6 protein-coding genes and 1 pseudogene are annotated in these 6,137 nt (G+C 65.9%); 3 read left to right on the top strand and 4 right to left on the bottom strand.

The window, feature by feature from the left end; all coding sequences use genetic code 11:
- The first annotated feature begins 287 nt into the window (after positions 1 to 287).
- On the top strand, positions 288 to 887 hold the full coding sequence (locus AC4LGL_RS27205; RefSeq protein ID WP_234792827.1) for a hypothetical protein: 600 nt from the start codon (positions 288 to 290) through the stop codon (positions 885 to 887).
- A 335-nt stretch (positions 888 to 1,222) separates the two neighbouring features.
- On the opposite strand, the gene AC4LGL_RS27210 is transcribed toward AC4LGL_RS27205, so the two are convergent.
- From AC4LGL_RS27210 to AC4LGL_RS27220, 3 genes are all read right to left on the bottom strand, one after another.
- Complete coding sequence (locus AC4LGL_RS27210) at positions 1,223 to 1,840, bottom strand: class I SAM-dependent methyltransferase (RefSeq protein WP_065050497.1); 618 nt, start codon at positions 1,838 to 1,840, stop codon at positions 1,223 to 1,225.
- Positions 1,841 to 1,869: 29 nt separating this feature from the next.
- The gene (locus AC4LGL_RS27215) at positions 1,870 to 2,472 is read right to left on the bottom strand and encodes a methyltransferase family protein (protein WP_065050496.1); all 603 of its coding nucleotides are present in this window, start codon (positions 2,470 to 2,472) and stop codon (positions 1,870 to 1,872) included.
- Positions 2,473 to 2,542: 70 nt separating this feature from the next.
- A complete protein-coding gene (locus AC4LGL_RS27220; protein ID WP_065050495.1) occupies positions 2,543 to 3,205 on the bottom strand; it encodes a DsbA family protein in 663 nt (220 codons plus the stop codon).
- A 46-nt stretch (positions 3,206 to 3,251) separates the two neighbouring features.
- Here AC4LGL_RS27220 and AC4LGL_RS27225 point away from each other — a divergent pair, with 46 nt between their 5' ends.
- Positions 3,252 to 3,629 (top strand): ArsR/SmtB family transcription factor, encoded by a 378-nt coding sequence (locus AC4LGL_RS27225; protein ID WP_065050494.1) that lies wholly within the window; start codon positions 3,252 to 3,254, stop codon positions 3,627 to 3,629.
- Positions 3,622 to 5,748, top strand: a complete 2,127-nt coding sequence (locus AC4LGL_RS27230; RefSeq protein WP_368575812.1) for a heavy metal translocating P-type ATPase — start codon at positions 3,622 to 3,624, stop codon at positions 5,746 to 5,748. The genes AC4LGL_RS27225 and AC4LGL_RS27230 overlap by 8 nt, the downstream gene beginning before the upstream one ends.
- Before the next feature lie 49 nt (positions 5,749 to 5,797).
- Here the strand turns inward: AC4LGL_RS27230 and AC4LGL_RS27235 are convergent.
- Positions 5,798 to 6,067, bottom strand: a pseudogene (locus AC4LGL_RS27235) (tyrosine-type recombinase/integrase); the annotation flags it as partial.
- Positions 6,068 to 6,137 lie beyond the last annotated feature (70 nt).

Raw genomic sequence — 6,137 nt, forward strand, 5'->3', positions numbered from 1 at the left:
TTCTTCCTGCCCGAACACTCGGGCATCAGAGTCGCACAACAACTGGACCACTGCGAAGGGCTCACCTCACTGGCGCTAGATAATTGAGTTCCTCGGGTCGGCACCTGGACGACCGCTACAGCCCGCCGCCGCGGACACTCCCTTCCGCTGTGACCATACGCATGCAAGGATGCGCATATGACGCGACGGGCGGTGCAACCGGCAGCCCGAATCGGCAGCGTGGCCGGTGCCGGGAGGTTTCGGCGATGAGCTCGGCTACTACGGTGGATGGGCAGGGGAGCAAACCGGTGTCAACGGTCCTGACCGCTGCGGCGTTCACCGCGGCGATACTCGGGCTCGGATATCTGGCATTCGGTCTGCTCACTATGCTGGTCTTCACCGCCGGGTTCGTGGGCGGGCTGCTGCTGTGGCTCCTAGTGCCATCGCGCGGGTCCTGGGCCGATATCAAGGTGCCGTACTGGGTCGCTCTGCTGCTATTCGCGCTGCATCGCGTCGAGGAAAACCGGATGGGGTTCTTCCGGTTCCTGGCCGAAGTAACGGGGTTGCCGACACCGGAACTGTCGTCGCCTCCGCTCGTGCTGCTGCTGGCCCTTTCGGTCGGCGCATGGCTAGTGGTGCCAGTCCTGATGGCACGCGGCTTGCGGTTCGGGCGGTACTTGGCGTGGACGTTCTTTGCTTCCATGGGTGTCACCGAGCTGGCACACTTCCTTGTGTTCCCCTGGTTCAGCGATGTTGCCTGGCACTACGTTCCAGGGATGTGGACAGTGATAGCGCTGGCCCCTGTCGCCTGGTTTGGCATGTGGCGGCTGGCCCGCGGCGCCAACGTGAAACCTATTCTCAGCGGCCCCGAACAGACGACCGCGGCGCCCTCGTCACCGACAGAATGAACTAGGCCACGCTCTTGGGTGCCTGAGCGGCGCGGATCGAGAACACATGAGCGACGAGGGCCGGGGACACACCTACGGGTGGTCTGCTGGCATGCGTTGAGCCTGGCGCCAGGGCAGACCAACAATCGTTCACGCCAGAGGTACATCGGAGGGTTGTCATCCAACTCGGTTTTGGGTGCTAAGCGAGGAGATCGGCACGCGTCGGATCGGTGGCGTTGGGGATTCCGCGGGCGCTGGGTTCGGTGAGTGCGGCACTGCCGGTGATGAATTCGGTCATGTGCGGCTTGTTGGGTGATGGTGTCCAGGTCGGGCCTGCCGCCGCATGGCAGGTCAGCTCATGGTGTCTTGAGGGCGACAACGCGTTCGACGAGCCCAAGGGTGAACCGCTCCACGCGGTCGGTGTCGAGGTCGCTGGCCGACCGAATGTGGTTGAGCGGGCGGCGCAGGAAATGTTCGCCGCCTAGGGGAACGGTGAACAGTTCCAGAAACCGCTGTACGGCCCGCACGGGGGCCGCACTGCTGCTGATGTGGTCGACCAGGATGAGCTGGCCACCTGGGCGCAGTACCCGGGCCATTTCGGTGAGCGCTTGGGTGTGGTCGGGGATGGCGCACAGCCCGAAGGTGCAGACCACGGTGTCGAAGCTGGCGTCGTCGAACGGCAGGTGGTGGGCGTCGGCCCGTTGCAGGGTGGCGGTGCGCCCGAGGTCGGCGGCGCGCTGGCGTGCGAGATCGAGCATCTGCTCGCTCCAGTCGATCCCTGTCAGCGTGACGTCATTGGGGTAGAAGGACAAGTTGAGTCCGGTGCGAACGTCGCCGGCGGCCTGCTTACAGACCCAGTCGCGGGAATCGCCGAATAGGTGGCGGTCGAAGAATCCGATCTCACGGTCGTAGGTGCGGGATTTCTTGTCCCAGTACCGGTTCCAGCGGGCGGTGTGATCATCTGATGTTGCCATGGGTTCACCTCGCGTCGCCGGCCAGACGATCAGGCACGTGCGATGTGGGGAACAAACCGGCCGACAGTCTCACAGTAGTCGCGGTAGGCCTGGCCGTGAGTGGCGGTCAGGTAGGGCTCTTCGACCACGCGGACCTGCAGTTCGATCGTGACCGCCAGCACCGCGAACGCGGCCAACGCAAGTGGATTGGGGGTCATGAGGGTGATGCCGGCGGCGAAGGTCAGCATTGCGGTAAAGATCGGGTTGCGCGCCAGGCTGAACACGCCGTGGCGTACCAACGGTGTGGTCTCACTGGGGTCGACGCCGATGCGCCACGACGCACCCATGTCGCGTTGGGCGTAGAGGGTCGCACCGATCCCCGCGACCGCCAGGACCGTGCCGGTTGTCTGGATCCATGGCACCTGCAGGGTACCGACCGGGTCGAGGATGCCGAGTAGTTGCAGCAGGGGCGCGGCGAGGCCGGCGAGGATGGCGGCGATGAACCCTGCCCCGGCCAACCATTCCAGTGAGCCGGGGCGGCCGTTGATCCCGCGGAATCCGGTCGAACCGGTGTGACGGTACTGGGTCCAGCTGCGCCAGCCGAACCCCAACAGGGCGAAGACCAAGTAAAGGGCGAGCGCGGTGATAGGCATCGGGGTGAGTCCTCCTGTCCGAGTGCAGAGCTGGCCGAGTGCTGACGGTGCGCTTTCGGTACGGGCGGTCCTATTCGGCGAGCGCCTTGTCGAGTGCTGCGGTCACGTCCTCGTAGCTTCGGGGCTGGAAACGAGTGCCGTTGAGGAAAAATGTCGGGGTGCCCTGCACGCCCAATGCTCGACCATCGGCCACATCGAGCCGGACGCGCTCCAGTGTCGTCGGACCGGCGTAGGCCGCGTCGAAGGCGTCCATGTCCAGGCCGAGTTCTGCGGCAAATCCACGGAAGACATTGTCGGCCGGGGTCTGCTTCTCACCCCATTGCGCCTGGGTGTCATACATTTTCTTGTACATCGCCTCGAATTGGCCCTGCCGGGCGGCAGCTTCCACCGCCCGCGCGGCCCGCTCGGCGTTGACGTGTGCCTGTAGTGGGAAGTAGCGGATCACGAAGTTCACCCGGTCTCCGTATTCGCCCCGCAGCTGTTCGATCACCGGGTAGAGCGCACGGCAGCCCTCGCATTCGAAGTCGAGAAACTCCACGAACGTCACGTCGCTGCCCGCCACCGTGTTCAGCCGGCGGCTGTTCTCGCGCACCACCTGCCCGACGGCCTCGCTGGTCTCTGGCCGCTGCGCGGTGGTCGGGCCGCGATCACGCGCCGACAGGTAGACCAGCACGCCGATCGCGAGAGCGGCGACGACAAACGCGGTGAGCAAAATGCGCCTGGAACGGGCCATGCAGACGTCCTTCCGTAGTCATATCAACATACATTAGGATGTGAGTATGGACGAGCAATCGGTAGATGCCTGCGACCTGCTGTGCCTGGACCTGCCGCACGCCGAGGCGATCCGCACCGCCCTGCCAGACCTGGAGCGGGTCGAACCCGCCGCCGCAGCCGCCCGCGCCCTGGGCGACCCGACCCGCCTGACGATCGCCGCGGCCCTGCATGACGGCGAGGAGATGTGTGTCTGCGACATGGCGTGGGTGGTCGGGGCCCCGCAGAACCTGGTGTCCCATCACCTGCGCCAACTCAAAGTCGCCGACATGGTGACCTCCCGCCGCAACGGACGCCTGGTGATGTACCGGCTGACTGAGCGTGGTCGCTCCCTGACCGCCGTGGTGCTCGGAACTTCGGTGCGCATGGAGGCTGACCGTGTCTGACGCATGCTGCGGACCCCAGGACACTGAACCGGAGGCCGGTCCCGAGAAACTGTGGCAGGTACGCGAACTGCAACTGGCCATGCTGTCGGCGGTGTTGCTAGTGGTCGGGTGGTTGGTCTCACGTGCCGGGCACGAATCCTTCTCGCTTACCATCGAACTCGTCGCCGTCCTGGTCGCCGCGTCGACGTTCGTACCCGACGCGTTGCGCAACCTGCGGCACGGCCGCATCGGTGTCGGCACGCTGATGACGATCGCCGCGATCGGAGCGGTCGCACTCGGCCAGATCGCCGAAGCCGCGCTGCTGGGAATCCTGTTCTCCATCGCTGAGGGGCTCGAACACTACGCCGTCACCCGCACCCGCCGTGGCCTGCGGGCCCTGCTGTCGCTGGTGCCACCCAAGGCCACGGTGATCCGCGACGGCCGCGAAATGACCGTGTCACCAGAGGATCTGGTGATCGGCGATGTGATGGTGCTGCGGCCCGGGGAACGCGCCGCCACCGACGGCACCATCACCACAGGCCACACCAGTCTGGACTTGTCGGCGATCACCGGTGAGTCGGTCCCGGTCGAGGCCGGTCCAGGCAGCGACGTGCACGCCGGTGCGATCAACGGCGGCGGCGCCATCGAAGTCGCGGTGAGCGCGCTGGCCGCCGACAGTTCCTTGGCCCGCATCGTGCACATCGTCGAGGAAGCCCAGGAACGCAAAGGCGCCGGCCAACGCCTGGCCGATCGGATCGCGCGACCCCTCGTGCCGGCAATCATGGCGCTCGCCGCGACGATCGCCGGCCTCGGTGCCCTCCTCGGCGATCCGATGCTCTGGCTGCAACGAGCCCTGGTGGTGCTCGTCGCGGCCTCCCCTTGTGCCCTGGCCATCGCGGTACCACTGACCGTGGTCGCGGCCATCGGCGCCGCCAGTCGACAAGGCGCCCTCGTCAAAGGCGGGGCCGCGGTCGAAGAACTCGGCCGCATCAAGGTCATCGCCCTGGACAAAACCGGCACCCTCACCCGCAACAAACCACAAGTCGTGGCCACAGCGGTTGTAGACGGCATCACCCAAGCCGAGGCGCTCCGGATCGCGGCCGCACTGGAAGCCCGAAGCGAACATCCACTGGCCCAGGCGATCTTGGCCGCCGCCGAGGACATTGCGCCCGCCAGCGAGGTGACCGCGATCGCCGGTCACGGAATCCAGGGCCACCTCGACGGCACCGCGATCCGCCTCGGCAAGCCCAGCTGGGTCCCACCCGGCCCGCTCACCGACGAGGTGGCACGCCTTCAAGCTGAAGGCGCCACCGTCGTCGTTCTCGAACGCGACGGCCGTGTCATCGCCGCCATCGCCGTCCGCGACGAACTGCGCCCGGAAGCCGGGGAAGCCGTCCAACTGTTGGACCGGATCGGGATCCAGGTGGCGATGCTCACCGGCGACAACCAACGCACCGCCGACGCCCTGGCCGCCCAAGCCGGCATCACCACCGTGCACGCCGAACTACTACCCGAAGACAAAGCCCGGCTGCTGCCGGAGTTGGCGGCCGGCAAGCCGATCGCCATGGTCGGCGACGGAGTCAACGACGCACCCGCGCTGGCCACTGCCGACATCGGAATCGCCATGGGCGCCATGGGAACCGACGTCGCAATCGAAACCGCCGACGTCGCACTCATGGGGGAAGACCTGCGCCACCTCCCCCAAGTCCTTGCCCACTCGCGGCACGCCCGGAGAATCATGGTGCAGAACATCGGATTCTCGCTGGCCATCATCGGAGTGCTGATTCCGCTGGCTGCCTTCGGGGTGCTCGGACTGGCCACCGTCGTGTTCATCCACGAATTCGCCGAAGTTCTGGTCATTCTCAACGCCATCCGTGCCGCGCGCACCCAACCCCTGCCCGGCCTGACCACCTCACCTGCGATCAGCACAGCCGCACACCACCTCGACATCGGCGCCCCGCCACCGGCTACCGATGCATGCTGCGGAAGCCCTATTGGTCCCAGGCCAGCAGCCCAGCTCCTGACCCTGGACACCGTGGGGGATCAACCCGATCAACCCGGCGATGCGGGTAGCTGCGACTGCTGTGACGACACAGAAGCTGACCCTCCCGCTGGACCGCCCGCAGCGGTAAGCCTGTAAGCCTGTACGCCTGTACGCCTGTACGCCTCTGTACGCCTGTACCAGCTAGTCATCGGTTCCCCGGTCCCGCAATATCTGCCACCAACGTATAGAGGTAGTTTTGCGCTGCGGCGGTTCGTGTTTCATTTCCCGCTGCGGTGACGTAGCGCTGAGACGTGGTCATTGATTCGTGGCCGAGTAGCTTCATCAACGTGTAGACGCTGATGTTCGCGCTAGCCAGTTCAGTAGCGTAGGTGTGCCGCAATCCGTGCACCATCGCCCCAGGGGCCGGCTGGGCGTCAGGACCGGCAAGCCTGAAGGCACGCGTAATTCGCGACTGTGAGCAATGATCAATACCTGTGGATGAGGCCCGAGGAGGCGGCCTGAAAGTGGGCGCACCTTCCCGAGGA

Source organism: Mycolicibacterium arcueilense, assembly GCF_058536225.1.

Bases quoted from the DNA above. Each gene is read 5' to 3' on its own strand.
- AC4LGL_RS27220 (WP_065050495.1), bottom strand. From the start codon at position 3,205: ATGGCCCGTTCCAGGCGCATTTTGCTCACCGCGTTTGTCGTCGCCGCT.
- AC4LGL_RS27210 (WP_065050497.1), bottom strand. From the start codon at position 1,840: ATGGCAACATCAGATGATCACACCGCCCGCTGGAACCGGTACTGGGAC.
- AC4LGL_RS27215 (WP_065050496.1), bottom strand. From the start codon at position 2,472: ATGCCTATCACCGCGCTCGCCCTTTACTTGGTCTTCGCCCTGTTGGGG.
- AC4LGL_RS27225 (WP_065050494.1), top strand. From the start codon at position 3,252: ATGGACGAGCAATCGGTAGATGCCTGCGACCTGCTGTGCCTGGACCTG.